Raw genomic sequence first — 23,248 nt, 5'->3', positions numbered from 1 at the left:
TGCAGAGCCTTTTATTCTGCGCTTTACACCTTGAATTTGCGTGCGACTCCTAGCATATGCTCGCTTGAGTCGCGGTAGGTTTTACTCATCGTCTGCAACTTTTCAGAGAGTTCCAAACTGGCGTTTGAGGCGTCCAGTACAGAGGCTGTATCCTGAGCAATCACCGCTGAAACTGTGGATTGCTCCTCTGAGGCCGTCGCGACACTGGTCGCCATGGACTCTAGATTGGCCATCACCTCGTTCATCTGCGCCATCGATGCTTGCGATGCCAGCATCTGCTCGGCAGCCTGAGCGTTTAGTTCACCATTCTGTTCGGAGCTGCGACTAATTGCGGCGCTAGCCTGCTGCAGAGAGGCAAGCACTTCGGAGATGCGCTCAGAAGATTCGAGCGATTTCAGGGCCAGACTGCGCACCTCATCTGCAACCACCGAGAAACCACGTCCTTGCTCACCGGCGCGAGCAGCCTCAATCGAGGCATTTAGGGCCAGTAGGTTGGTCTGTTCAAACAGCACATTGATCGTTTTTACTGCGTCGGTTATCTGGTCGACCTGAGAGTCGAGTTTGTTACTGAGTCCGGCGATATCCTGCGCGCTCTGCTGCAGTGCGTCCATCTTCTGCAAGGTGTCGCTGAAGCGCTGCTGATTTTCGTTGCTGCTATCGCCGAGCTCACGCACAGCATCCAGAGTGGAGGCAGCCGCGTTGGCGATCTCGGAGGCGGTTGCTGCATTCTCCTCAACCGCCGAGGAGATGCTAGTAGAGACGCGCTGAGTCTCCCTGGCGTTGCCGAGCAAATGATCGCTAGAGCTATCCAGCTCGGTCACCAGGGTGCCGCTGGCGCTGACAGAGTCGATCAACTCCTTCAGTGTCGACTCAACTGCATCCAGTGTCTGCTGAACCGCTCGAGCGATCTCTCCCAACTCATTTTTTGAGTCGGTATCGAGTTTGATGCTCAGGTCTCTCCCACCAGCGATCTGCTGCAGCTGTTGTGTTAGTCGACGCAGGGAGTTGCGCAGCACGGAGGCGAATCCTAGGTTGACCCAACTCAAAAGAATAATCGCAATAATCAGCAGACCTATAGTAAGCCAAAGTTTTAGATTGGCTGCTGCAGCACTTCTCTGCGCCTGGCTTTCAATGGCGGCTCACTCCTCATCAAGAAGCTTTTTAACGCCGCCGATCTGCTTGGTTGCCAGCGGGAACCACTCCGCAGGGGCTGGAAGTTGATCGAAGTTGGGAGAGTCGCCCAGCACCTGTTGGAGGATGGCGGAGATCTGCTGGCTGGTGGAGTCGCTTAGCACAGCGCGAGCCTTCTCTAAGCGATCGCCGCTCACCTGATTCTCTAGGTAACTGACAATCAACTCCATCTCCTGCTGGTAACCCCGTACCTCTGCACGGGTAGCATCGTTGATCGCCTTACGTGCAAGTGTGCCGTTGATCTTGCCGCGGACTTGGCCCGCACGCTCTTTGTATTTCCCGAGTAGTTGTGCCATTGCTAGGTCGGTATTGACCGCGTTAGAGCTAATTTCGTTGGTGAGGCTGCCAAGGGCATCAATCGCGAGACGGTTAGCTTGGCTGTAGAAGCCAAAAGCATTGGCGCCTGAGAGGGCATCAACTTCACGGCGTAGTTTGGGTTTTCCATTTAATTGCTGACGCAGCAGCTCTGTTGAGTTTGCAACCGCGGGAAAATCACTGGAGAGCGTAGCGATCACCTCGTCCAGAGTCTGTACAGCAGCATCTGCGTTAGAGCGCTGTTTAGTTACCTTGGCGCGGGCTTCATCGGAGGGGTTACCGAGGAAACCGGCGGTAAGACCGCGCTCAACTGCATGTTGATGGGCAACATTGTCGAGGGCTTTGAGCGCTTCGAGCAAACGCAGGTCATTCAAGGCGTTGCGTCTCTCTGTTAGCTCAACGCTAATCGCAAGGGCGGCGAGTAGCAGAATTACGATCGCAGCTAGAATGGAACTGGCGAAGTTGATCTTAACGAGTGAGAAACGGCCTAGTAGCTTCATTTGGAATTTCCACTATATCTAGATACCGCAGCCGGCGTGCGCGGTATCAATGTTAGAATCTAATGGATTGAAATATAGTCTAGGGTTTTGAGGTGTGCTGCTTAGCGAGCCGCTTGAGCAATTGAAGTGTCTTACTTCTTCTCGTTGTCGAGTGTCTCCTCGACGGCGTTGAGAATACCGCGCAGCATCCCCATCTCGGCTTTTTCCGGGCGGGTGCGGTTGAAGTAGCGACGTAGTTTGTCGAGCACGCGCCCCTCATGCTGCGGAATAATAAAGTTAACCCGGCGTAGTACCCTTTCAAGGTGTTCGAAGAAGAGCACCATCTCGTGCTGACGTGGATAGGGGGCAGGTTCGAGTGATTGTCTATCGATTACCCGAGTCGCTCGGCGCAACTCATAGCAGACCAGTTGAATCGCTTGGGATACGTTAAGAACAGGGTATTCGGGATTGGCGTCGATAAACAGGTGACGATTACACAGCAACATCTCACTGTTATTGAGTCCACTGGTCTCACGCCCAAACAGAATCGCAATCTGGCCCTCCTGAGCCTCCTGCCAAATCTGCGCTGAAGCTGTCTCTAGATCTTGCAGCGGCAGATCATAGGCGCGCTCACGCGCGCTCGTGCCCACCACTAACTGGCAGTCGGCAATCGCCTCTTCAACGCTGTTAACTACCCGCGCATTGTCTAGCAGATCTTTCGCACCAGCCGCCCGTGAATCAGCCTCTTCAGACGGAAACTCACGAGGGTTAACCAGCCAGAGCTGCTCCAACCCCATGTTTTTAAGTGCGCGTGCAGCGGCGCCGATATTACCGGGGTGAAAGGTTTCAACCAGAACGATGCGGATATTCGAGAGCATAGGATTGTCCGATGTAGGAGGGTTATGCGGCAAAGCCGCATGACGCGATATTCCAGCTGGGTTTGGCTGAGGTCGCGACCTCCGCTGCGCCGAGATCCCTCCTACGGTTTATTAGATCTTCGCAGCCTGCTCAGCCGCGTTACCGACATAGGTGCCCGGCGTCAGAGTGCGCAGTTCAGCTTTTGCCGACTCAGGAATTTCTAGTGTCTCGATGAAGTCGAGCATCACCTCTTTGGTCATCCCTTTGCCGCGCGTCAGTGCTTTGAGCTTCTCGTACGGCTCTTCAATCGCGTAGCGACGCATTACCGTCTGAATTGGCTCTGCCAGAACTTCCCAGCTGTTATCCAGATCTGCATTCAGGCGCTCAGCGTTTACTTCCAGCTTGCTGATGCCTTTCAGTGTCGCCGCGTAGGCGATCAGCGAGTGACCGAAACCAACACCTAGGTTACGTAGAACCGTTGAGTCAGTCAGGTCGCGCTGCCAGCGAGAGATCGGCAATTTAGCAGTGAGGTGGCCCATGATCGCGTTGGCGATACCGAGGTTGCCCTCAGAGTTCTCAAAGTCGATCGGGTTAACTTTGTGCGGCATCGTTGATGAGCCCACTTCACCGGCAATGGTTTTCTGCTTGAAGTAGCCCCATGCGATGTAACCCCAGACATCACGATCGAAGTCGATCAGAATGGTGTTGTAGCGGCAGACCAGGTCAAACAGCTCAGCGATGTAGTCGTGCGGCTCGATCTGTGTGGTGTATGGGTTGTAGTCCAGACCCAGTGATTCGATAAAATCTTTGGCGTTCGCTTCCCAGTCGATCTCGGGGTAAGCGCTGAGGTGTGCGTTGTAGTTACCCACGGCACCGTTGATCTTTCCAAGGAACTCGATGTTATCGAGCTGTTTGATCTGGCGACGCAGACGGTAAGCGACGTTCGCCATCTCTTTGCCCAGTGTCGAAGGTGAGGCTGTCTGGCCGTGTGTGCGTGACAGCATTGGCTGGCCAGCAAAGTCGCGACCGAGCTTCGCGATCTGGCTCTCAATTTCAGCCATCTCTTTGCGCATTACCGCGACGCCATTCTTGAGCATCAGTGCATGTGACAGGTTGTTGATATCTTCCGAGGTACACGCGAAGTGCACGAATTCACCAATCGCAGCGAGCTCAGCGTTAGCGCTGATGCGCTCTTTGATGAAGTACTCAACCGCTTTAACGTCGTGGTTGGTAGTACGTTCGATCTCTTTGATGCGCTCGGCATCGGTTACCGAGAAGTTAGCAACTAGCTCGTCCAGCAGGGCGTTAGCTTCGCTGCTTAGTGATGGAACTTCAGCGATTTCAGTGTGTGACGCCAGTTTCTGCAGCCAGCGAACCTCAACCTCGACACGAAAGCGGATAAGGCCGAATTCGCTGAAGATTGAACGGAGGTCTGAGGTTTTGCTGCCGTAACGGCCATCTACCGGAGAAACGGCGGTAAGTGCGCTAAGTTCCATGTCTCAATAGTCTCGGATTGGTGAATTTCGAAGGGTGCGAATTCTAGCAAATTAAGGAGCTAAAAGCACCCTCAAGGGAGTGCTGTGGAAGGGATGTACGCGCAGCGTATTTCCCGACAAAAACGCTCGTGATGGAATAGCCTTCCCGGCGCTTTACGTACAGGTCGCGAACGTGCGGCTGGCGCCGCAGATCGCTTCTACTTCAATAGCTGCGCTAGCGGCGCGCGCAGGCGTGCCCGCAGGAAGATAAAGTGCCAGCGGTGTCCGCCTACCTGACGCCAGAGCATTGCGGCGCGTATACCAGAGAGCAGGAGCGCGCGAATGCGTGCGGCGTTTTCCGAATTTTGTAGATTGCGTGGGTCGCCCTGCACCTGAATACGGAAACTGAACTGGCTAATTGTCTCTTGATAGAGCTGATCGAGGCCGGCTATGACAACTGAGTGCGCGTAGCGACTGGGGCCGAGATCTTCATCTTGAGAATCGCTGGTGGAGGAGAAGTAACGCGCTTTCTGCTCCAGGGCATCGAGCCGCTCCCCAATTATCTGCAGAAATTGCGGGTTCTTCGCAAGTTTTCGCTCCAGCGCAATCATGCTCAGGGCGTAGCGTGTCATATGCGGAGTGAGCGTGCTGCCCTTTTTATCGACTGTTTTCTGCAGCTCTTTCAGGCCTGTGCTCAAGTTAAAGCGAAGCTGGTCAGCACCGCCGTAGACATCCTCGGTGTTATTCGGATTGGTAACAAAGAGACTGGCAACACTCGCCTCTAGAGCGTCTTGGCTCACCAGCCCCTGTCGGGCGATCTGGTCTACCAGTGACGCTGCCTGAAACACGCCCGCTAGGGCGATGGTCTGCTCAACAGATGCTCGCATCATTTAACTTACTTCCAATAAAGATCACGTGAGCTATGTTCGATTACCCCGCCACCGAGGCAGAGATCATCGCTATATAACACCAGAGATTGACCGGGTGTTACGGCGCGTTGGCGCTCATCAAAGGTAACGCGGTAGCCGCCCTCAATCGCCTCGATAAGACACGCCTGATCTGGCTGACGATAACGCACTTTGGCTCTGCAACGCAGTGGCAGTGTTGGTTCTTCACCGCTAATCCAGAAGATCTCACGAGCGAATAGCCAGTCTGAGTAGAGCAGTTCGTTGTCGATGCCCTGCACCGCGATCAGTTCATTTTTGTCGAGGTTTTTACCGGCTACAAACCAGGGCTCCTCAGGGTAGTTGGCAAGTCCACCGATTCCCAACCCTTGGCGCTGACCGAGGGTGTAGTACATCAACCCCTGATGTTCGCCAATCTGATCCCCTTCAGGCGTAACAATTTTGCCCTGCTGAGCGGGTAGATACTGCTTTAAGAAGTCGGTAAAACGCCGCTCGCCGATAAAACAGATACCGGTGCTGTCCTTCTTCTTCGCCGTGGCTAGATCTAGCATATCGGCGATTTCGCGGACCTTGGGCTTCTCTAGCTCGCCGACAGGGAAGAGCGTCATGGCTAGCTCTTCGTTGCCAACCTGGTGCAGGAAATAGCTTTGGTCTTTGTTGGGGTCCAACCCTTTGAGAAGTACAGCTTTGCCGTCTCGCTCTGCACGGCGGGTGTAGTGACCCGTGGCGATTAGATCGGCGCCAAGCATCTGTGCATATTCAAGGAACGCCTTGAACTTGATTTCTCGGTTACAGAGTATGTCTGGGTTGGGCGTGCGGCCCGCTTTGTACTCTTCCAAAAAGTGTTCAAAGACGTTATCCCAGTACTCAGCAGCAAAGTTGGCGGTGTGAAGATGGATGCCAAGCTTGTCACAGACCGCTTGTGCATCTGCTAGGTCTTCGATAGCGGTGCAGTACTCGGTGCCGTCATCTTCATCCCAGTTCTTCATAAACAGTCCCTCAACCTGATACCCCTGCTGCTGCAACAGGTAGGCTGAGACGGACGAATCAACGCCGCCCGACATGCCAACAATTACTTTCTTACTGCTGTTTTCGGTCATCAATTTAATCTTTCAAAAAATCGAGCGGGTAATTGATCCCGCGCAGATAGTCGTCGATGCACTCTAGCACCAGATGCGCCCTAAGATTTGTGGCTGCTGCCACCTCATCCCGAGTCATCCAGACCGGTCCGATAATTCCATCGTCAAGCACGGCGTTTTCGACCTGCCCAGTGATACGAGCGATAAAACAGACTCGATGAAAGGTGAGTGTTTTATCTGTGGTTCGATAGACATAGAGGCCCAGTAGTGCCTCGGGCTCAACTTGGTAACCGGTCTCCTCGAGCACCTCGCGCACCATACCCTCAGCGAAGGTCTCGTTCTCTTCCAGATGACCAGCGGGCTGGTTAATCAGGCGTTCGCCTTTGATCATCTCTTCGACCAGTAAGAACTCGCCGTCGCGTTCGATTATCGCGGCGACGGTGCTACGCGGAGTCCAACGGTTAGAATAGGGCGAATTGCTATAGTTCGACATCGACGGTTTATCAAAATAAAAAGAGCGCATATCATACCAGCTTTGGCGCCGTCGGGCGGAGCAAATTAGCGCAGGATTGAATATCTATGAGTGATTATATCGAGGTTACTGAAGCGAGTCTGAATAGTGCGGACGTCAATGCCTGGCTAAAAGAGTCTCCTGAGGGGGTTGGCGCGCTGGTGACCTTCACCGGTTTGGTGCGCGAGCTCGATGATGCGGACCTTGAAGCGATGGAGCTCGAGCACTATCCGGGTATGACTGAGAAGGCGCTGCAGAAGATCATTGATCAGGCCCGCGAACGCTGGCCACTTAAGCGCGTTTGGATTGTGCATCGTGTTGGGCGCATGACGCTGGCGGATGAGGTAGTGCAGGTCGGTGTGAGCTCAGCCCACCGCAAAGCCGCATTCGAGGCGGCGGTTTTCATTATGGATTATCTGAAACGTGACGCGCCTTTCTGGAAACGCGAAGTGAGTGATAAAGGCTCGGTTTGGGTGGAGCAGAAAGGCACCGATCTGGACGCCGCGAATAGCTGGGACTAACGCATTCCTGAGGTTGTAGGAAGGTTATGCGGCAAAGCCGCATCACGCGATTTCCTGAGGCTTGACCAGTCGCGAACATGCGCTGCGCGCAGATCGCTCCTACCGTCTTCTCTGATTTCTCTGCGGTTTGCGTGGGCGCTCTGTCGGTAGGTTTACCTGCTCTTTGCGCCATTCGCCGGGCTGTAAACCATCCACTCGCCAAGGGCCGATCGCCACACGCACGAGGCGTAGGGTCGGAAAACCGACGGCGGCGGTCATGCGCCTTACCTGACGATTTTTACCCTCCGAAATGCGCAGCTCAATCCAGCTGGTTGGCTGGTTTTTGCGTTCCCGAATCGGCGGGTTACGCTGCCACAGCTCTGGTTCTCTTAGACGCTCAGCGTAGGCGGGACGAGTTTTGCCATCTTTGAGCTCCACACCTCTGCGCAGTTGCTGCAGTGCCGTTTCGCTAATCTCGCCTTCCAGCTGCACCCAGTAGCTCTTCTCGAATTTAAACTTGGGATTGGCTAGTCGGTGCTGCAGCGCGCCGTCGGCCGTTAAGATAAGCAAACCCTCAGAGTCATAATCGAGTCGACCAGCAGCGTAGATATTTGGTGTGTCTACATAGGCCGCGAGTGTTTCTCTACCCTCGCTATCAGTAAAGGTGGAGAGCACATTGAAGGGCTTGTTAAGCAGGTAAATTTCGGACATTAAAACCTCGAGGCGCCCGCGCCTTCCGAGCGCTACTAGCCCCTAGTGCTTCCTGTCAATTCCACCCCGCATGAAAACCGGAGTGGTCATTAGTTTGCAGGACTGATGTTGATTGCGTGCATCCCTTTTGGGCCGTCCTGCAGTTCGAAATGAACGGGTTGGCCCGCGCGCAGCGATTTAAAACCATCGCTCTGAACGGCCGAGAAGTGGGCAAAAACCTCACCTTCGATATGATCAGAGATAATAAACCCGTAGCCTTTAGCGTTGCTAAACCACTTTACGGTTCCGGTGTGCATAGCAGAAACTCCATCTGTGCTTGCAGTTTAATGACTTTCAATTACGAACAGTCATCAGCGATCTGTACTTAAGGCTAAATCCGTTCTGCCTCTGTTTCCGTACCCCTGTCACAAGGGACATCTAAGCGTCTAAGATACTGATATATAGTAAGAGTTCAAGAGAAACTGCTCGGATTAGCCGATAGGAACTTCTCCCATTGCGGCTCGGCTCGCACTGGAGTAGTTTTAAGAGGTGAGCGGTAGAGAAAGTGGTAACGGTTATCGGCTTACATGCAATTTCACCAAGTTAGAATTTTGCATGGGTTTTGCAGCCGGGGTTGCATAGCGAGGTTTCAATCACCATCTATACTGCTAAGCAGAGCCGATTAGATTGACACAGGCACTGTCCTGAAACTGAAGATAGAGACAACAGCGTTTTTGGAACAAGATGAATCTACGCGGCATTAAAGAGTTCGGAATTTACGACCAACAGGACGATGAGGAGCAGGGGCCGGAGTACAACCCCCTTACGACTGTTGCAGAGGCAAAGCCCGAGTTAAAGCAGCCCCCAATGTACCGGGTGGTGCTGCTGAACGATGACTACACACCGATGGAGTTTGTCGTCGAAGTTTTAATGACCTTCTTTGCAATGAATGAGGAGAAAGCGACGCAGGTAATGCTCGCGGTTCACCAGCAGGGTAAAGGGGTCTGTGGTATCTATAGCCGCGATGTGGCTGAGACTAAGGCAACACAGGTAAATCAGTTTTCACGACAGAACAAGCACCCATTGCTCTGTGAAGTAGAGAAGGTGTAAGGGGCGAAATATGTTGAACCGTGAGTTAGAAGAGACACTCAGTAGTGCATTCCGTGACGCGCTTCACCGCCGCCACGAGTTCATGACAGTAGAACATCTGTTGCTAGCACTGCTAGATAACCGCCAAGCAGCCGAAGTGCTGCACGCTTGCGGCGTCGACTTTGAGCGTCTGCGCGAGCAACTGCAGCGCTTTGTCGAAGAGACGACGCCACTGTTGCCTGAGAATACCCCAGAGGCCGAGACTCAGCCGACGCTAGGGTTCCAGCGCGTGCTGCAGCGCGCGGTCTTCCATGTTCAATCCTCGGGCAAATCTGAGGTTTCAGGCGCTAACGTTCTGGTAGCGATCTTCAGTGAGAAAGAGAGCCACGCCGTTTACGTGCTGCAGATGCAGGGTGTTGAGCGCCTCGATGTGGTGAACTTTATTTCGCACGGTATCTCTGAAACTCAGAGCAGCGAAGAGCAGGCTGATGAGACAACAGAGACTGCAGAGGAGTCCCCCAATGACGCTTCGAGTCCGCTAAAACAGTACGCCGTGAATCTCAACCAGCAGGCTGCTGAGGGTATGATTGATCCGCTAGTCGGACGTGACTCTGAGGTTGAACGTGTCGTTCAGATCCTTTCGCGCCGCCGCAAAAACAATCCGCTGCTCGTCGGCGAGGCGGGTGTCGGCAAAACCGCCATCGCTGAAGGTCTGGCGAAGCTAATCGTCGAGGAGCAGGTACCCAGTGTTATCGCTGAGTCTGTCGTCTACTCCCTCGACCTAGGTGCGTTGCTGGCAGGTACCAAGTATCGCGGTGATTTTGAGAAACGACTCAAGGCGCTGCTCAATGAGATTAAGAAGAAGCCTCATTCGATCCTTTTCATCGATGAGATTCACACGATTATAGGTGCCGGCGCTGCGTCCGGCGGTTCAATGGATGCGAGCAATCTGCTTAAGCCGCTGCTCAGCTCTGGTCAGATCCGGTGTATCGGCTCGACCACCTTCCAAGAGTTCCGCGGCATCTTTGAGAAGGATCGTGCACTAGCACGTCGTTTCCAGAAAGTTGACGTGATGGAACCGAGCGTTGATGACACCTACCAGATTTTGCGTGGTCTGAAATCGCGCTTTGAAGAGCATCACGAGATCCGCTACGAGGATGAGGCGCTGCGTGCTGCCGCTGAGCTGGCGGAGCGCTACATCAACGAGAAACATCTGCCAGACAAGGCGATCGATGTGATCGATGAAGCGGGCGCTTATCAGCGCCTGTTGAAGCCTGAAGACCGGGTGGAGGTTATTGGTGTTGAGCAGGTTGAGGCAATTGTAGCCAAGATTGCACGCATACCACCGAAGAGTGTATCGACCTCAGACAAGCAGCAGCTCGGCAAGCTCGACTCCAGCCTCAAAATGGTGGTGTTGGGCCAAGACGAGGCGATTGATACGCTGTCAGCTGCGATCAAGCTGTCGCGTGCTGGGCTTAAAGAGCCGAACAAACCGGTGGGTAGCTTTCTGTTTGCCGGCCCTACGGGTGTCGGTAAGACAGAGGTTACCGCGCAGTTGGCGCGTATCATGGGCATCGAACTGATTCGTTTCGATATGTCCGAGTACATGGAGCGTCACACTGTCTCTCGTTTGATCGGTGCGCCTCCGGGTTATGTTGGTTACGACCAGGGCGGCCTGCTAACCGAAGCGGTTACCAAGAATCCACATGCGGTGCTTCTGCTTGATGAGATCGAGAAAGCTCACCCTGAGGTATTCAACCTGCTATTGCAGGTGATGGATAACGGTACATTGACCGACAACAATGGTCGCAAGGCCGACTTCCGTAACGTCATCCTGGTGATGACTACCAACGCGGGTGCCGAAGCGATGAGTCGTCCGAGCATCGGCTTTACCAATCAGGATCACTCGTCCGACGGGATGGAGGCGCTTAAACGTCTGTTTACGCCGGAGTTCCGCAACCGACTGGACGCAGTGGTGCAGTTTAAACCACTATCGCTCGAGATCGTTCGCGGCGTGGTCGACAAGTTCCTGACCGAGTTGCAGGCGCAGTTAGATGAGAAGCGGGTCATGATTCACGCAACATCTGAGGCGCGTGACTGGTTGGCTGAACACGGCTACGACGAGAAGATGGGTGCGCGCCCCATGCGTCGCTTGATTCAAGAGAAGATCAAGAAGCCGTTGGCTGAGCTGATACTCTTTGGTGAGTTGGCTGAGCAGGGTGGTGAAGTAGAGATTCGTGTCGGCGCCGATGGCGAGCTAACACTGGAGATAGAAGAGGTGGTCGCTTAGGCGGCCACCTGCTCCTGAGTCTTGGCTTAGCGAGCGCGGTAGACGATACGGCCTTTGTTGAGGTCGTATGGCGTTAGCTCAACCTTAACCTTGTCGCCTGTCAGAATACGGATGTAGTTCTTTCGCATTTTGCCCGAGATGTGTGCGGTCACAACGTGGCCGTTCTCAAGTTCTACACGGAACATAGTGTTAGGAAGGGTATCTACAACCGTTCCTTCCATCTCAAAAGCTTCTTCTTTAGCCATTCACTCTTAACCTTAGGTGTTTGTCATCACTCCGGATTGGGCGCACGTCGCTGTACCCGGATTTGGAAAGCGCCATATTCTGCACTAATCGCAGCCTAATGTGAAATGAATTGCCTGTTTTCTGAGCAATTTGTCGATTCGGTTAGAGAGACTCTTGGCGCTCAGCGTCGCCAACTCGGATCCAGACGCCCTGTTCGAGACGCTCAAGCGGGTAGAAGCGGGCTTTATAGCTCATCTTGCGACAGTTTTTTACCCAGTAACCCAAGTAGAGGTAGCCGCCGCGCTGTTCACGCAGTTGCATCAGCTGCCAAAGGACTGCATAGGTCCCTAGACTGCGATGCTCATGCTCAGGATCGTAAAAAGTGTAAACCGCTGATTGCCCCCGCTGCAGACTGTCTGAGACGGCAACAGCTAGGAGTTTACCCTCAGCGTCACGCATCAGATGAAATTGGCTCTGTTGGTTGGAGTCCGCCAGAAATCCAGAGAACTGACCCGGCGAAGGGGGATACATATCACCATCAGAGTGGCGCTCTTTGATATAACGCTCGTAGAGTTTGTAGATCTCATCCGTAAGTGCGGGGTCGATGCTCTCGACGCTAAGATCGCGATTCTTGTTCCAGATGCGTTTCTGAGACTTTGACATCTGGAACTCATACGCCGGTATTCGAACGGATATGCAGGCATCACACTGGATGCAGTGTGGGCGGTAGATGTGCGAACCTGAACGGCGAAAGCCCATATCGGTCAGCTGGGCATAGATGTCTGCGTCTACATCTGCCTGAGGGTCGACAAAGAGCGTGCGTGCCTTCTCATTGTCAAGGTAGCTGCACTCATGCTCTGGGGTGGCAAAAAAACGCAGTGTTTGAAGAGTAGACATCTATTTGCTCCCGGACTGCTGGTGCCATATCGGATCACGCCAGACGTCCGTCTCAGGACGATTATTGCAGCTTAGTAGCAGCTGCTCAAACTGCTCGCGGTCAATCTCCTCTGCACCCAAGGAGTGCAGGTGTGGGTTATAGACCTGACAGTCAATTACAGCATAGCCTGCTTGGCCAAGTTTTTCAGCCAGATGGTAGAGACAAATCTTTGAAGCGTCAGGTATCGCTGAGAACATTGATTCGCCGAAGAATAACTTGCCTATGGCTAGGCCGTAGAGCCCACCAACTAACTCACCATCTGTCCAGAGCTCGACGCTGTGGCCCACACCCCGTTTGGCAAGCTCGGTGTAGGCGCTGATAAACGCCGGGCTGATCCAGGTGCCCTCTTGCATTGAGCGAGGTGCAGCGCAAGCTCTCATTACCGCGGTGAAGGAGCTGTCGATGCGCACTTCATAATTGAGTTGGCGCATCCGTTTGCGCAGTGATTTAGAGGGGTGGAATTGATCGGGAAAAAGTACGCAGCGAGGCGATGGGCTCCACCAGAGGATCGGTTCGCCGTCGTTGAACCAAGGGAAGATACCCTTAGGGTAAGCGGTTTGCAGCCAGTCCGCGTTAAGTTCGCCGCCGGCTGCGAGCAATCCGTTGGGCTCATTAAGAGCCCATTCGGTTGGCGGAAAGGCCGGGAATCCCGGATCCAGCCAAGGGAGCATATTACTTCTCGAGCGAGTCGAGGTAGCGCTCTGCGTCTAGGGCCGCCATACAGCCAAAGCCCGCGGAGGTGATCGCCTGACGGTAGATGTGGTCGCACACATCACCGGCCGCGAAGACACCCTCAACGTTGGTTTGTGTCGCATTCCCGTCAGTCCCAGAGTGGATTTTCAGATAACCATCTTTCATATCCAACTGACCTTCAAACAGATCGGTGTTGGGCTTGTGGCCAATCGCGATGAATACGCCCTGTGCATCTAACTCCTGAGTCTCGCCGGTTTCGGTGCTCTTAACACGAATACCGGTGACGCCAGATTGATCGCCCAGAACTTCGTCTAACTGGTGGTTCCAAACGATGTTAACGTTGCCAGTTTCAGCACGCTCAAACAATTTGTCCTGAAGAATTTTCTCTGAGCGCAGAGAGTCGCGGCGGTGCACCAGCGTCACCTCAGCGGCGATGTTTGAGAGGTAGAGCGCTTCTTCCACGGCTGTATTACCACCTCCGACCACGACAACTTTCTGGTTGCGGTAGAAGAAGCCGTCACAGGTCGCACAGGCGCTGACGCCTTTGCCCTTGAACGCCTCTTCGGAGTCCAGCCCCAGATATTGCGCCGATGCGCCGGTGCAGATAATCAGCGCATCACAGCTGTACTCACCCATATCGCCTTTGAGGATGAATGGGCGGCTCTGCAGCTCAGCGGTGTGGATGTGGTCAAACACAACCTGAGTATCGAAGCGCTCCGCATGCGCCTGCATGCGCTGCATCAGTTCAGGGCCCTGAACCCCGTCAACGTCACCCGGCCAGTTGTCGACATCGGTAGTTGTGGTTAGCTGGCCACCGGCCTGCATACCGGTAATAACGATTGGATTGAGGTTGGCGCGCGCGGCATAAACAGCAGCTGTGTAACCCGCAGGGCCGGAACCCAGGATAATCAGGCGGTGGTGTTGAATTTCGCTCATTGCTAGGAGTCCAGTGGAGTAAGATAGAAATATAAGTTGTGGCATAGTTTATGGGGCTGGCGGGCCGCAATTCAACCCCAGATAGGGCAAGACCTTCACCTCCTGTTTATGCTATTTTGGCAACTAATAGATCCTGTTCGACATAAGGGATGCTCGTTGAGTACTCAGGAAAACGCTAATACACCTACCGTTGCCCAGCAGTTGGGCCGCATCGCGCGTGAATCAGCTCTGGTTTTAGCAATCGGTGCCAACGTACTGCTACTGCTCGCTCTCTTCAGTTACGACCCGCGTGACCCCGGCTGGTCACACTACGCTTATCAAGCCAAGGTAAATAACTGGGTGGGTAATTTTGGTGCCTGGATAGCTGACTACACGGTCGCTTGGTTGGGTGCCGCGGCTTTCCTGCTGCCGCTGCTGATTATCGTGCCGGCCTGGCGCTGGTTACGCCGTCGTCAGTTGGGTACGTTGCAACAGCTACCCTTTATTCTTCTGCGCCTCTTCGGGGCGACCTTGATGCTGATCTCGCTCTCAGCACTCGCTTCGCTGCACTTCACCAACGAGGCGCTGCAATTCCCGTTCTCGGCGGGAGGCCTCTCGGGTCAAGCGCTTGGAGAGTTTGCAGTACATTGGTTGAACTTGATTGGCGCCACCGTCGTGCTTTGGATTGCACTGTTGTTGGGCCTGACACTCTATGTTGATACCAGTTGGGCGCAGGTATTGGATGGTCTAGGTAACGCCGTTTTCTGGGTGAGCGATAAGCTGACCTCTGTGAAGGTCTCGGTGCCTGAGCGACCCAAGGCCAAAGTCGCGGGTGCCGGTGCCGAGCGTCCCGTTGAAGTGCGAAAAGTGGATCGCATCGAACCCGAGATGGACCTTGGCCCAGCAACCGATCCGAATCCGGCTGCTAAGAAACCTGCACCTGTCTCGTTTACGCCAGATGTTACCCAAGCAGAGATAGCGAAGCCGGCGACTACTCCAGTTGCTGCGCAATCGGCTGCTGATACCCCGCCTTGGGACACGCCTACCAAAGCGGCCGATGCTGATGCAAAGCGCAACGTTAAGATTGTGCCGCTGTCACAGACTCACAAGCCGCTAGAGAGCGATGACGACAAGGATGTTAAACCGAGCGCACCGGCGAAGATGAAGCTGCCGAGCCTCGAACTGCTTGATCCACCGGAGCTACAAACCGACCAGGGCTACACCGAAGAGGAGGTGGAGCAGCTTTCGCGTCTGCTAGAGCAGAAACTCAAAGACTTTGGCGTTGTTGCCGAGGTGGTTGAAGTTAACCCCGGACCGGTGATCACCCGATTTGAAATTCAACCGGCACCGGGCGTCAAAGCGAGCAAGATCTCCAACCTGGCGCGCGACCTGGCACGCTCGATGGCGGTTGCCGCTGTGCGTGTTGTAGAGGTGATTCCGGGTAAATCGGTGGTGGGTATCGAGATTCCGAACCATTCTCGTCAGATGGTGCGTTTGTCAGAGGTTCTCAACTCCAAACCGTACTTGGATGCGGCTTCGAAACTCACGCTGGCGCTGGGCAACGATATCGCCGGTAACCCCGTTGTTGCGAACTTGGCGAAGATGCCACATCTGTTGGTGGCGGGTACCACCGGGTCGGGTAAGTCCGTTGGTGTTAACGCGATGCTGCTCAGTCTGCTCTACAAAGCGACGCCCGAGCAGGTGCGTCTAATGCTGGTAGACCCGAAGATGCTCGAGCTCTCTATCTACGACGGTATTCCGCATCTACTGACGCCGGTTATTACGGATATGAAAGAGGCGGCAGGTGGCCTACGCTGGTGTGTCGCCGAGATGGAGCGACGCTATCGTCTGATGGCAAAAGTAGGCGTACGTAATATAGCCGGTTACAACGATAAGGTGCGCGAAGCTGAAGCCGCTGGCACACCGCTCAAAGACCCGTTGTGGAATCCGATGGAGATGGGCTTGTCGCCGAGTGAGCCCGCGCCAGACCTTGAAACCCTGCCATATATCGTGGTGGTCATCGACGAATTTGCCGACATGATGATGATTGTTGGCAAGAAGGTCGAAGAGCTCATTGCACGTATTGCACAGAAAGCGCGCGCTGCAGGTATCCACCTGATTCTTGCGACTCAGCGCCCATCGGTTGATGTTATTACCGGCCTCATCAAAGCCAACGTACCAACGCGTATCGCCTTCCAAGTCTCATCGAAGATCGACTCACGTACGATCCTCGACCAGGCGGGTGCCGAGAACCTCCTCGGTAACGGCGACATGCTCTATCTACCGGCGGGCACTTCGGTGCCAAACCGTGTGCACGGCGCGTTTGTTGGTGATGATGAGGTGCACCGCGTCGTTGAGGCCTGGAAGGCGATGGGTGAGCCGGTGTTTATCGATGCCATCCTCAACGAAGGTGGCGGTGATACTGGCGCAGCGGGTGGTGGTGCAGGTCTGTTCGACGATGAGTCAGATGCGCTCTACGATGAGGCGGTCGCCTTTGTCACTGAGTCACGTAAAGCGTCGATCTCGTCGGTGCAGCGGAAACTGAAGATCGGCTACAACCGTGCCGCTCGTATGATCGAGACAATGGAAGCGGCTGGTGTTGTCAGTGAGGCGGGCAGCAATGGTCAGCGCGAAGTTTTGGCTCCGCCCCCACCAAGGGATTAATAATGAGATATCTGCTTGTTTCACTGTTAACGCTTGCGCTATCTGGAGTAGCTAAGGCACAGGACGCGGCTCAGTTACTCGCTGATCGGCTCGGTGAGCATCAGCGATTCACTGCTGAGTTTCAGCAATACACGCTAGGCGACGGCAGTAGTCGAGAGGAGTTGAGCCAGGGGCGGATGTGGATTGAGACACCGAACCGTGTGCGCTGGGAGACAGAGCAGCCCTTTCCGCAACTGATCGTTGGTGATGGTGATAATCTGTGGATTTACGATCCTGACCTCGAACAGGCAACTCGCCGTTCACTGTCCGAGGAGTTTGCGTTTACCCCGGCGAGCGTTCTCGGAGCCAGCCGCGCTGAATTAGAAGCACGCTTTTTCGTCAGTCAGATTGAGGCTGGCGGCGCAGACAACCTATTCGAATTAAGGCCCAAAGCGTCTGAAAATGCCGAGTTCGAGCGCTTGCGTATGCTCTTTGGTCCGCGCTCGCTTAGTGAGATCTTAATTGAAGATGGTCTGGGGCAACGCTCGCTGATAATGTTCAAAAATCTGAGCTTTCCTGTTGCGATAGACCCCGCTCGCTTCGTTTTTACGCCGCCACCAGGTACCGACCTGATTGAGGCGCAACCGCTCCAGTCGCCGGCCAACTGATGGACCTGTTCGATGCGAGCCCAGCGGGCTATGAGCCTCTTGCATCACGCATGCGCCCGCGCAAGCTGGAGCAGTACCTTGGACAGGAGCATCTGTTTGGCGAGGGTAAGCCGCTACGCAAGCAGTTAGAGCAGGGCAACATCCACTCGCTTATTCTTTGGGGTCCACCGGGCGTTGGAAAAACAACCTTGGCGCGCCTGATTGCCGAATATGTTGATGCTGACTTTATCTCTATTTCAGCCGTAATGGACGGGGTGAAAGAGGTGCGTGCCGCGGTTGAGCGCGGGCGCCACAATCGCATGCAGGGCGGACGTAAATCGATCCTGTTTGTGGATGAGGTGCACCGCTTTAATAAGGCGCAGCAGGACGCTTTTCTTCCCGTTGTTGAGGAGGGTACGCTGATCTTTATTGGCGCGACCACCGAGAACCCCTCATTTGAACTCAACAACGCGCTACTGTCGCGCGCTCGCGTCTATCCGCTCAAATCCCTAGGTGAGCCTGTGTTGTTGAAGTTGATTACTCAGGCGCTCAACGACGTGGAGAACGGTCTGGGTGAGCGTAAGCTGGAGTTCGAGGATGGAGTCTTAGAGTCTCTGGCTCGTACGGCTGACGGTGATGGCCGCCGCGCTCTCAGTCTGTTAGAGATCGCTGCCGATCTGGCTGAAGAGCGCGACGGTGTTGAGTACGTAACGCAGCAGTCGTTGGTAGAGGTGCTCGGTGCTGGAGCGCGGCGCTACGATAAAGGTGGCGACCTGTTTTACGATCAGATCTCAGCGTTTCACAAGTCGGTGCGCGGATCCAATGCTGACGGTGCGCTCTACTGGTGCTGCCGCATGCTAGATGCGGGCTGTGATCCGCTCTATATCGTGCGCCGTTTGGTTGCGATCGCCTCTGAAGATATTGGCAACGCCGACCCGCGTGCGATGCAGGTGGCGCTCTCGGCCTGGGATGCGTTTGAGCGGGTTGGACCGGCTGAGGGTGAGCGAGCGATTGCGCAAGCGGCAGTTTACTGCGCCATGGCGCCCAAGAGTAATGCACTCTACCGAGCTTACAATCAGTGCCGTGCTGATGTGGCGAAAGATCCCAGTTACGAGGTCCCAATGCACCTACGTAACGCCCCAACTGAACTGATGAAGCAGCAGGGTATGGGCGAGGGTTACCGTTACGCTCACGACGAGCCTAACGCTTACGCGGCAGGTGAGGTCTATCTGCCTGAGGCGATCAGCGAACGGCGTTACTACGAGCCAGAGAATCGTGGCCTTGAGATCAAACTTCGAGAGAAGCTAGAGCGTTTGCGTCAGGCGGATGAGTCTAGCCCGAAACGCCGTTACTCCCGCTTCTCTAAAACAGGAGGCAAACCACATTGATGCACGTATTGAGTGTGGCACTGGGTGGTGCCCTGGGAGCGGTGGCACGCTACTGGTTTAGTGGCTGGCTTAATGCTGGCGACTCAAAACTGCCCTGGGGAACGCTGAGTGCCAATGTGCTGGGTTCGTTTCTGATGGGGGTGATGTTTGTGCTGATTTTAGAAAAGGCCAAACTTCCACCTGAGATGCGTCCGCTGTTGATGACCGGTTTTCTCGGTGCATTTACCACCTTCTCCACTTTTTCGCTCGAAACCCTGACGCTGATCCACGAAGGCCATATAATCGCGGCCCTCTTTTATGTACTATTGAGCGTCATTTTGTGCATTGCGGCACTGGCCTTAGCTGTTGGCCTGACACGCATGTTCTGAACCGTTTTTTAAGGAATTAATAGATCCATGTTAGATCCACGCCTGGTCCGTGATAACGCTGAAGCTATTGCTGAACAACTGAAGAAGAAAGGCTACGACTTTCCGCTCGACGCTTATAACGCGCTCGAAGCTGAACGCAAGCAGGTGCAGGTAGATACTGAACGTCTACAGGCCGAGCGTAATACCCGTTCTAAATCGATTGGTAAGGCGAAGGCATCGGGTGAGGATATCGCTCCGCTACTGGCAGAGGTAGGTGCTTTAGGCGAGCAGTTAGATGCCGCCAAAGAGCAGCTGAGTCAGATTCAGACCAAGCTTGATGAGATTCTACTAAGCACTCCGAACCTGCCCGATGATTCAGTTCCTGCGGGTGCAGACGAAGAGGATAACGTCGAGGTACGCCGCTGGGGTACACCGGCTGAGTTCGATTTCGAAGCACAGGATCACGTGAGTATTGGTGAGGGTCTTGGCGGTCTGGACTTTGAGACCGCAGCTAAACTGACCGGATCGCGCTTTGCCGTAATGAGCGGCAACATGGCAAAACTGCACCGCGCGCTAGCGCAGTTCATGCTTGATACTCAGTGTGACGAGCACGGCTACACTGAGATAAATGTTCCATTTATGGTGAACTCTGAGTCTCTGGTTGGTACCGGGCAACTGCCAAAGTTTGAAGAGGACCTCTTCAAAGTACCTTTCGGTGAGCGCCACTACTACCTGATTCCAACGGCTGAAGTACCCGTGACAAATGTGGTGCGTGACTCGATTGTTGAAGCAGAGAAGCTGCCGATGAAGTACGCTTGCCACAGCCCCTGTTTCCGCTCGGAGGCAGGTTCAGCTGGGCGAGATACCCGCGGCATGATCCGTCAGCATCAGTTCGAAAAAGTTGAGATGGTGCAGGTGGTTGCGCCTGAAACTTCATGGCAAGCACTCGAAGATATGGTTGGCCATGCTGAAGCGATTCTGCAGAAACTAGAGCTGCCTTACCGCGTCGTGACGCTCTGTGGTGGCGACCTAGGTTTCTCCGCAGCTAAGACCTACGATATTGAAGTCTGGCTACCAGGTCAGGCGAAATACCGCGAGATATCTTCGGTCTCTAATATGACCGACTATCAGGCCCGCCGCATGATGGCGCGCTGGCGTAACCCCGAGACAGGTAAGCCAGAGCTGGTACACACGCTCAACGGTTCAGGCCTCGCTGTGGGTCGCACGCTAGTAGCGGTGCTAGAGAACTATCAGAATGCCGATGGTAGCGTGCGCGTACCAGAAGTTCTGCGTCCATACCTTGGCGGTCTAGAGCTTCTGCAGGCTTAACGATGGGCGAGCAGTATGATCTGGTCGTAGTGGGTGGTGGCATGGTCGGTGCCGCCACTGCGCTTGCGCTCTCGCAGACTGGTCTGAAGATTGCCCTCATCGAACATCAAATACCTCAGCCCTTTGATACTGGTCAGCCACTGGACCTAAGAGTCTCTGCCCTTAGCCCGGCCTCAGTCGAGTTGCTGGATCAGCTGGATGTCTGGTCGACGATTCTCAATTGGCGCGCCTGTCCGTACCGCCGTATGCGTGTTTGGGAGCTGGATGAAGACGCTGTCGGTCTGCAAGGTAAACTGGCCGATAAACTGGCGACCGAATTCAACTCCGATGATATGGGGCTCAGCGAGCTCGGCTATATCGTTGAGAATCGTTTGATTCAGCGTGCTTTGATCGAGCAGCTACAGCAGAGTTCAGTTGAGCTGCTCAGCGAGCAGGTTCGCTCTATCGATTATTCGCCCGGTGCGAGCCTGGTTGAGCTGGCTAATGATCAGGTGCTGGTGGCACGTCTGCTGGTTGCGGCTGATGGCGGCAATTCGATGGTGCGCAGTGCGGCAGCTCTATCGGTGCATCAGTGGGACTATGCGCAGAAGGCGATGGTGATCAATGTCACCACCGAGGCGCCGCAACAGGATATCACCTGGCAGCAGTTCACCCCTTCAGGCCCGCACGCTCTTCTGCCCCTGCCGGGTAATCATGCATCTCTGGTTTGGTATGACTCTCCGGCACGCATTGATCAGCTGTTGAAGCTGAGTGATGCAGCGCTGGAAGAAGCTTTGGCGCTTGAGTTCCCTCGGCGTCTCGGTAAGCTCCAATCCATTGATGCGCGCGGTGCCTTTCCGCTGCGCCGCCTGCATGCCCTGAACTACTATAAGCCGGGCGTGGTTCTGGTTGGTGACGCTGCACACCAGATCAACCCCTTGGCCGGGCAGGGCGTTAATCTGGGCTTCCAAGACGTGAAGGCGTTGACGGAGTCGCTCAAAGAGGCGCTCGATCAGGGTCTGCGGATCGACGACCCAACACCTCTGGCCCAGTATGAGAAACAGCGCCGCAACGCCAATCTACTTATGGTGCAAGCGATGGATGCCTTCTACCGTGGCTTCAGTAACAACCTTGGCCCGCTGAAGCTCGCTCGAAATCTAATCCTCGGCCTCAGCGGCAACTTACCACCCCTGCGCAAACAGATCATCAAACTCGCCTCCGGCCTGTAAGAGCGATCTGCGCGTGTCGGGTAATCCGCCTTTGGCGGACAACCCTCCTACAGCGGACAACTCCCTTACACCACATATACGTCCCAGAAAACCTTGAAAAAATCGGGTGGGTGCCCAATCTTCGTACTAGGTGAAGAATTGAGAGGTGCTGTTATGTTTAGAACTGCTCTGATTACACTGATGTTGGGTTTGGGTTCGATGGCTAACGCGGCGCTACCGTTGGCTGACTCTCAGGGGCAGGAGCTGCCGACTCTTGCGCCAATGCTGGAGCGGGTGAATCCGGCTGTGGTGAACATTGCCACCTATTCGACCCGCCGGGTAGGCGTTAACCCGCTGCTGAATGACCCTTTCTTCCAACGCTTCTTCAACATTCCTCGCCAGCAGCTCCAGCCGCAGCAGCGGCGTTCGCAAAACTCAGCTGGCTCCGGCGTTATTGTCGATGCTGCTGAGGGTACGATCGTAACCAACTTCCATGTGATCAAAGGCGCTGATGAGATTCAGATCCAACTGACTGATGGTCGCAGCTATGAAGCAACTTTAATTGGTGCGGATCCTGAGGTGGATATCGCTGTGCTTGATATTGAAGCGCAGTCGCTGACGCAGCTGGATTTGCGCGATTCGGATCAGGTCCGCGTTGGCGATTTCGTGGTTGCTATCGGTAACCCCTTTGGTCTTGGTCAGACAATTACGACTGGCGTCGTCAGCGCCCTAGGACGCTCAGGCCTCGGAATTGAGGGGTACGAGAACTTTATACAGACCGACGCATCAATCAACCCGGGCAACTCCGGTGGTGCACTCGTCGACTTGAACGGCCAGTTGGTGGGTATCAACACTGCGATCATCGCACCAGGCGGCGGTAACGTCGGGATCGGATTCGCGATTCCGTCAAATATGATGCGTCAGGTGGCGGATCAGATATTAGAGCAGGGCAGCGTATCACGCGGTCAGATCGGTATCTCAATCCAAGAGATTACGCCGGATCTGCAGAGCGCCTTCAAAATGCGTAACGGCGAATCAGGCGTGTTGGTGACCGGCGTCAGTGATGACTCCCCAGCACAGCAAGCGGGTTTGCAGCCAGGTGATGTGATTATCAGTGTTGACGGCAAAGCGACTCCTGATATTGGGCAACTGCGTAATCAGATCGCTTTTGCACCGACCGATCGCTCTGTACCTCTGCGGGTACTGCGCGATGGCCAACGTATCGATCTACAGGTTCGGGTAAGCCGCAGCTACACCAACGAGACAGCAGAAGATGTCCATCCCCTATTGGAGGGGGCGCGCTTTGATAATACCCCCGATGGACGCGGAGTACGTGTCGTCAGCCTCGCGCCGGACTCGCGTGCAGCGCTGGCGGGGCTGGAGATCGAAGACCGAATACTGAGCATCAATCGTCAGCGCATAAATAATGTCGGTGAGTTGCGTTCGATGCTGGCAGGGCGTCGAGGAGAGCTGCTACTGCAGATTCAGCGGGCTCGTTCGGCCTTTTATCTGGTGCTGCGATAAGCTTGGCGTTGGCGTTCATCTGTGACACTAT

Annotated in this window: 22 protein-coding genes and 2 pseudogenes; 11 read left to right on the top strand and 13 right to left on the bottom strand. The window is 54.6% G+C overall.

What is annotated here, in order from left to right:
- Nucleotides 1-23 precede the first annotated feature (23 nt).
- From AC1WNR_RS09155 to AC1WNR_RS09125, 7 genes are all read right to left on the bottom strand, one after another.
- Entirely contained in the window at nt 24-1,016 is a 993-nt protein-coding gene (locus AC1WNR_RS09155) for a methyl-accepting chemotaxis protein (protein WP_481644191.1), read from the bottom strand.
- Between the two features lie 123 nt (nt 1,017-1,139).
- The gene (locus AC1WNR_RS09150) at nt 1,140-2,006 is read right to left on the bottom strand and encodes a nitrate- and nitrite sensing domain-containing protein (protein ID WP_481644190.1); all 867 of its coding nucleotides are present in this window, start codon (nt 2,004-2,006) and stop codon (nt 1,140-1,142) included.
- Nucleotides 2,007-2,137: 131 nt separating this feature from the next.
- Nucleotides 2,138-2,863, bottom strand: a complete 726-nt coding sequence (locus AC1WNR_RS09145) for an RNA methyltransferase (RefSeq protein ID WP_481644189.1) — start codon at nt 2,861-2,863, stop codon at nt 2,138-2,140.
- A gap of 111 nt (nt 2,864-2,974) precedes the next feature.
- Entirely contained in the window at nt 2,975-4,339 is a 1,365-nt protein-coding gene (gene purB / locus AC1WNR_RS09140) for an adenylosuccinate lyase (RefSeq protein ID WP_481644188.1), read from the bottom strand.
- Nucleotides 4,340-4,536: 197 nt separating this feature from the next.
- Entirely contained in the window at nt 4,537-5,208 is a 672-nt protein-coding gene (gene hflD / locus AC1WNR_RS09135; RefSeq protein ID WP_481644187.1) for a high frequency lysogenization protein HflD, read from the bottom strand.
- Between the two features lie 5 nt (nt 5,209-5,213).
- Nucleotides 5,214-6,323 (bottom strand): tRNA 2-thiouridine(34) synthase MnmA, encoded by a 1,110-nt coding sequence (gene mnmA / locus AC1WNR_RS09130; RefSeq protein WP_481644186.1) that lies wholly within the window; start codon nt 6,321-6,323, stop codon nt 5,214-5,216.
- Nucleotides 6,324-6,327: 4 nt separating this feature from the next.
- Complete coding sequence (locus tag AC1WNR_RS09125) at nt 6,328-6,795, bottom strand: NUDIX hydrolase (RefSeq protein ID WP_481644185.1); 468 nt, start codon at nt 6,793-6,795, stop codon at nt 6,328-6,330.
- Between the two features lie 86 nt (nt 6,796-6,881).
- Here AC1WNR_RS09125 and moaE point away from each other — a divergent pair, with 86 nt between their 5' ends.
- Nucleotides 6,882-7,334, top strand: coding sequence for a molybdopterin synthase catalytic subunit MoaE (gene moaE / locus AC1WNR_RS09120; RefSeq protein ID WP_481644184.1), 453 nt, complete (start codon nt 6,882-6,884; stop codon nt 7,332-7,334).
- A 99-nt stretch (nt 7,335-7,433) separates the two neighbouring features.
- Here the strand turns inward: moaE and AC1WNR_RS09115 are convergent, their stop codons facing one another.
- Together AC1WNR_RS09115 and AC1WNR_RS09110 are read right to left on the bottom strand one after the other, a co-directional pair.
- Nucleotides 7,434-8,024, bottom strand: coding sequence for a pseudouridine synthase (locus AC1WNR_RS09115; RefSeq protein WP_481644183.1), 591 nt, complete (start codon nt 8,022-8,024; stop codon nt 7,434-7,436).
- 89 nt (nt 8,025-8,113) lie between these two features.
- Complete coding sequence (locus AC1WNR_RS09110; RefSeq protein WP_481644182.1) at nt 8,114-8,320, bottom strand: cold-shock protein; 207 nt, start codon at nt 8,318-8,320, stop codon at nt 8,114-8,116.
- A 427-nt stretch (nt 8,321-8,747) separates the two neighbouring features.
- Here AC1WNR_RS09110 and clpS point away from each other — a divergent pair, with 427 nt between their 5' ends.
- Both clpS and clpA read left to right on the top strand, forming a co-directional pair.
- The gene (gene clpS / locus AC1WNR_RS09105; protein ID WP_481644181.1) at nt 8,748-9,113 is read left to right on the top strand and encodes an ATP-dependent Clp protease adapter ClpS; all 366 of its coding nucleotides are present in this window, start codon (nt 8,748-8,750) and stop codon (nt 9,111-9,113) included.
- Nucleotides 9,114-9,123: 10 nt separating this feature from the next.
- On the top strand, nt 9,124-11,382 hold the full coding sequence (gene clpA, locus AC1WNR_RS09100) for an ATP-dependent Clp protease ATP-binding subunit ClpA (protein ID WP_481644180.1): 2,259 nt from the start codon (nt 9,124-9,126) through the stop codon (nt 11,380-11,382).
- Nucleotides 11,383-11,408: 26 nt separating this feature from the next.
- Here clpA and infA read toward each other — a convergent pair whose 3' ends face one another.
- From infA to trxB, 4 genes are all read right to left on the bottom strand, one after another.
- Complete coding sequence (gene infA, locus AC1WNR_RS09095; protein ID WP_481644179.1) at nt 11,409-11,627, bottom strand: translation initiation factor IF-1; 219 nt, start codon at nt 11,625-11,627, stop codon at nt 11,409-11,411.
- Nucleotides 11,628-11,769: 142 nt separating this feature from the next.
- The gene (locus AC1WNR_RS09090) at nt 11,770-12,504 is read right to left on the bottom strand and encodes an arginyltransferase (RefSeq protein ID WP_481644178.1); all 735 of its coding nucleotides are present in this window, start codon (nt 12,502-12,504) and stop codon (nt 11,770-11,772) included.
- Nucleotides 12,505-13,215 (bottom strand): leucyl/phenylalanyl-tRNA--protein transferase, encoded by a 711-nt coding sequence (gene aat, locus AC1WNR_RS09085; RefSeq protein WP_481644177.1) that lies wholly within the window; start codon nt 13,213-13,215, stop codon nt 12,505-12,507.
- A gap of 1 nt (nt 13,216) precedes the next feature.
- Nucleotides 13,217-14,173, bottom strand: coding sequence for a thioredoxin-disulfide reductase (gene trxB, locus AC1WNR_RS09080; RefSeq protein ID WP_481644176.1), 957 nt, complete (start codon nt 14,171-14,173; stop codon nt 13,217-13,219).
- A gap of 108 nt (nt 14,174-14,281) precedes the next feature.
- Here trxB and AC1WNR_RS09075 point away from each other — a divergent pair.
- The 8 genes and pseudogenes from AC1WNR_RS09075 to AC1WNR_RS09040 all read left to right on the top strand — a co-directional run.
- Nucleotides 14,282-14,890: pseudogene (locus AC1WNR_RS09075) on the top strand (DNA translocase FtsK 4TM domain-containing protein); the annotation flags it as partial.
- A 429-nt stretch (nt 14,891-15,319) separates the two neighbouring features.
- Nucleotides 15,320-16,816, top strand: a pseudogene (locus tag AC1WNR_RS09070) (DNA translocase FtsK); the annotation flags it as partial.
- Between the two features lie 2 nt (nt 16,817-16,818).
- Nucleotides 16,819-17,463, top strand: a complete 645-nt coding sequence (gene lolA, locus AC1WNR_RS09065) for an outer membrane lipoprotein periplasmic chaperone LolA (RefSeq protein WP_481644175.1) — start codon at nt 16,819-16,821, stop codon at nt 17,461-17,463.
- Nucleotides 17,460-18,830 carry a replication-associated recombination protein A gene (locus AC1WNR_RS09060; protein ID WP_481645382.1) on the top strand — a complete coding sequence of 457 codons (1,371 nt, stop codon included), beginning with the start codon at nt 17,460-17,462 and terminating at the stop codon, nt 18,828-18,830. The genes lolA and AC1WNR_RS09060 overlap by 4 nt, the downstream gene beginning before the upstream one ends.
- The gene (crcB, locus tag AC1WNR_RS09055) at nt 18,830-19,198 is read left to right on the top strand and encodes a fluoride efflux transporter CrcB (RefSeq protein WP_481644174.1); all 369 of its coding nucleotides are present in this window, start codon (nt 18,830-18,832) and stop codon (nt 19,196-19,198) included. The genes AC1WNR_RS09060 and crcB overlap by 1 nt, the downstream gene beginning before the upstream one ends.
- 27 nt (nt 19,199-19,225) lie before the next feature.
- On the top strand, nt 19,226-20,506 hold the full coding sequence (serS, locus tag AC1WNR_RS09050) for a serine--tRNA ligase (RefSeq protein WP_481644173.1): 1,281 nt from the start codon (nt 19,226-19,228) through the stop codon (nt 20,504-20,506).
- A gap of 2 nt (nt 20,507-20,508) precedes the next feature.
- Nucleotides 20,509-21,714 carry an FAD-dependent oxidoreductase gene (locus tag AC1WNR_RS09045; protein WP_481644172.1) on the top strand — a complete coding sequence of 402 codons (1,206 nt, stop codon included), beginning with the start codon at nt 20,509-20,511 and terminating at the stop codon, nt 21,712-21,714.
- A 153-nt stretch (nt 21,715-21,867) separates the two neighbouring features.
- On the top strand, nt 21,868-23,217 hold the full coding sequence (locus AC1WNR_RS09040) for a Do family serine endopeptidase (RefSeq protein ID WP_481644171.1): 1,350 nt from the start codon (nt 21,868-21,870) through the stop codon (nt 23,215-23,217).
- Nucleotides 23,218-23,248 lie beyond the last annotated feature (31 nt).

This window comes from Marinobacterium marisflavi (assembly GCF_982447095.1).
The sequence above is the reverse complement of the archived record's forward strand: the minus strand, read 5'-3'. Positions and strand labels throughout refer to the sequence as shown.

Bases quoted from the DNA above. Each gene is read 5' to 3' on its own strand.
- purB (WP_481644188.1), bottom strand. From the start codon at position 4,339: ATGGAACTTAGCGCACTTACCGCCGTTTCTCCGGTAGATGGCCGTTAC.
- AC1WNR_RS09040 (WP_481644171.1), top strand. From the start codon at position 21,868: ATGTTTAGAACTGCTCTGATTACACTGATGTTGGGTTTGGGTTCGATG.
- aat (WP_481644177.1), bottom strand. From the start codon at position 13,215: ATGCTCCCTTGGCTGGATCCGGGATTCCCGGCCTTTCCGCCAACCGAA.
- AC1WNR_RS09150 (WP_481644190.1), bottom strand. From the start codon at position 2,006: ATGAAGCTACTAGGCCGTTTCTCACTCGTTAAGATCAACTTCGCCAGT.
- crcB (WP_481644174.1), top strand. From the start codon at position 18,830: ATGCACGTATTGAGTGTGGCACTGGGTGGTGCCCTGGGAGCGGTGGCA.
- serS (WP_481644173.1), top strand. From the start codon at position 19,226: ATGTTAGATCCACGCCTGGTCCGTGATAACGCTGAAGCTATTGCTGAA.
- mnmA (WP_481644186.1), bottom strand. From the start codon at position 6,323: ATGACCGAAAACAGCAGTAAGAAAGTAATTGTTGGCATGTCGGGCGGC.
- hflD (WP_481644187.1), bottom strand. From the start codon at position 5,208: ATGATGCGAGCATCTGTTGAGCAGACCATCGCCCTAGCGGGCGTGTTT.
- moaE (WP_481644184.1), top strand. From the start codon at position 6,882: ATGAGTGATTATATCGAGGTTACTGAAGCGAGTCTGAATAGTGCGGAC.
- clpA (WP_481644180.1), top strand. From the start codon at position 9,124: ATGTTGAACCGTGAGTTAGAAGAGACACTCAGTAGTGCATTCCGTGAC.
- AC1WNR_RS09110 (WP_481644182.1), bottom strand. From the start codon at position 8,320: ATGCACACCGGAACCGTAAAGTGGTTTAGCAACGCTAAAGGCTACGGG.
- infA (WP_481644179.1), bottom strand. From the start codon at position 11,627: ATGGCTAAAGAAGAAGCTTTTGAGATGGAAGGAACGGTTGTAGATACC.
- AC1WNR_RS09145 (WP_481644189.1), bottom strand. From the start codon at position 2,863: ATGCTCTCGAATATCCGCATCGTTCTGGTTGAAACCTTTCACCCCGGT.
- AC1WNR_RS09090 (WP_481644178.1), bottom strand. From the start codon at position 12,504: ATGTCTACTCTTCAAACACTGCGTTTTTTTGCCACCCCAGAGCATGAG.
- trxB (WP_481644176.1), bottom strand. From the start codon at position 14,173: ATGAGCGAAATTCAACACCACCGCCTGATTATCCTGGGTTCCGGCCCT.
- AC1WNR_RS09115 (WP_481644183.1), bottom strand. From the start codon at position 8,024: ATGTCCGAAATTTACCTGCTTAACAAGCCCTTCAATGTGCTCTCCACC.
- clpS (WP_481644181.1), top strand. From the start codon at position 8,748: ATGAATCTACGCGGCATTAAAGAGTTCGGAATTTACGACCAACAGGAC.
- AC1WNR_RS09045 (WP_481644172.1), top strand. From the start codon at position 20,509: ATGGGCGAGCAGTATGATCTGGTCGTAGTGGGTGGTGGCATGGTCGGT.
- lolA (WP_481644175.1), top strand. From the start codon at position 16,819: ATGAGATATCTGCTTGTTTCACTGTTAACGCTTGCGCTATCTGGAGTA.
- AC1WNR_RS09125 (WP_481644185.1), bottom strand. From the start codon at position 6,795: ATGTCGAACTATAGCAATTCGCCCTATTCTAACCGTTGGACTCCGCGT.